Here is a 1,672-nt window from a genome sequence, read left to right as displayed (position 1 = left end):
GATGTGCGCTCGTCGACCAAGGAACAGGTGGAGTCTCTTGGCGGCAAGTTTATCGAAGTGCCGATGAGCGATGAAGAGAAAGCCGCCAACGACGGCGTCTACGCCAAGGAAATGTCCGACGACTACAAGCAGCGTCAGGCCGAGCTGGTCGCCAAGCATGCCAAAGCTGCCGACATCATCATCACCACCGCCTTGATTCCGGGCCGCCCTGCGCCGCGCCTGATCTCGGCCGAGGTGGTGGCCGGCATGAAGCCGGGTGCGGTGATTATCGATATCGCCGCCGAAGCCGGTGGCAACTGCGAAGTCACCCGCGCCGGTGAAGTGGTGAAGCTGGATAACGGTGTGACCGTGGTTGGCCTCGCCAACCTGCCGGGCATGCTGGCTGCCGATGCGTCCAGCCTGTACGCCAAGAACCTGCTGACCTTCCTCAGCCTGATGCTTTCCAAAGACGGCTTCAAGCTGGATATGGAAGACGATCTGCTGGCCGCCACGCTGGTAACGCATGGCGGTGAAGTGCGCTTCGGCAACAAGTAACCCACAAGGAATCGAATCATGGTTGATCCGTTTATCACCAGCTTTACCATCTTCGTGCTGGCCGTATTCGTCGGCTACCACGTGGTGTGGAACGTCACCCCGGCGCTGCACACCCCGCTGATGGCCGTAACCAACGCCATCTCCGGCATCATCATCGTCGGCGCCCTGTTGCAGGTGGTCGATATCGGTGGCGAAACCATCACCGTTACTTCGGTACTGGGCACCATCGGTATCTTCCTCGCCAGCATCAATATCTTCGGTGGCTTTATGGTCACCCAGCGCATGCTCGACATGTTCAAGAAGAAGAAAAAATAAGGACGGACATGATGGAAAATATCTCTGCTCTACTTTATCTGGTGGCAGCCATTTTGTTTGTGCTGGCACTGAAGGGGCTGTCCAGCCCGGCCTCCGCCCTGCGCGGTAACCTGTACGGCATGATCGGTATGCTGATCGCGGTGGTGACCACCTTCATGATCATGGACAAGCCGGTCATGGGGCTGATTGCCGGCGCGATTGTGGCCGGTGCTGGCATCGGCGCATGGAAGGCCAAGACGGTCGAGATGACCGGCATGCCCGAGCTGGTCGCTGCCATGCACTCGCTGGTGGGTCTGTCTGCGGTACTGATTGCGGTGGCTGCGATTTACCACACCGGTGAAACCCATACCCCGGTACAGAAGGTCGAGCTGTTTATCGGTGCCTTTATCGGTGCCATTACCTTTACCGCCTCGGTGATTGCCTATGGCAAGCTGTCCGGCCGTTTCGGTTCCAAGGCGATCAACTTCTCCGGCCAGCATCTGCTGAATCTGGTGTTGGCGCTCGCCATGGTCGGCTTTGGCGCGCTGTACTTCATGACCGATAGCCATGCCGCCTTCCTGGCGATGGTGGCTTTCGCATTGGTGCTGGGTGTGACGCTGATCATCCCGATTGGCGGTGCCGACATGCCGGTGGTGGTCTCGATGCTGAACTCGTACTCGGGTTGGGCGGCGGCCGGTATCGGCTTTACCCTCAATAATCCGGTGCTGATCATTGCCGGTGCGTGCGTGGGTTCTTCCGGTGCCATCCTGTCCTACATCATGTGCAAGGCGATGAACCGCTCCATCATCTCTGTCTTGCTGGGTGGCTTCGGTGCCGAAGCGGC

General features: G+C 59.0%; 2 protein-coding genes and 1 pseudogene. All 3 read left to right on the top strand.

Translation table 11 applies throughout. The features are described 5' to 3' along the window. Positions 1-534 (top strand): annotated as a pseudogene (locus ACRC1E_RS10680) (NAD(P)(+) transhydrogenase (Re/Si-specific) subunit alpha); the annotation flags it as partial. 18 nt (positions 535-552) lie between these two features. Beyond that, positions 553-849 carry a proton-translocating transhydrogenase family protein gene (locus ACRC1E_RS10675; protein ID WP_438515079.1) on the top strand — a complete coding sequence of 99 codons (297 nt, stop codon included), beginning with the start codon at positions 553-555 and terminating at the stop codon, positions 847-849. Positions 850-860: 11 nt separating this feature from the next. Continuing rightward, positions 861-1,672 (top strand): NAD(P)(+) transhydrogenase (Re/Si-specific) subunit beta (locus tag ACRC1E_RS10670; protein ID WP_438515078.1); only part of this gene is annotated, 812 nt, incomplete at its 3' end.

Origin of the sequence: Craterilacuibacter sp., from assembly GCF_051659485.1 — a bacterium.
In the GTDB taxonomy this organism is placed as follows: Bacteria; Pseudomonadota; Gammaproteobacteria; order Burkholderiales; family Chromobacteriaceae; genus Craterilacuibacter.
The sequence above is the reverse complement of the archived record's forward strand: the minus strand, read 5'-3'. Positions and strand labels throughout refer to the sequence as shown.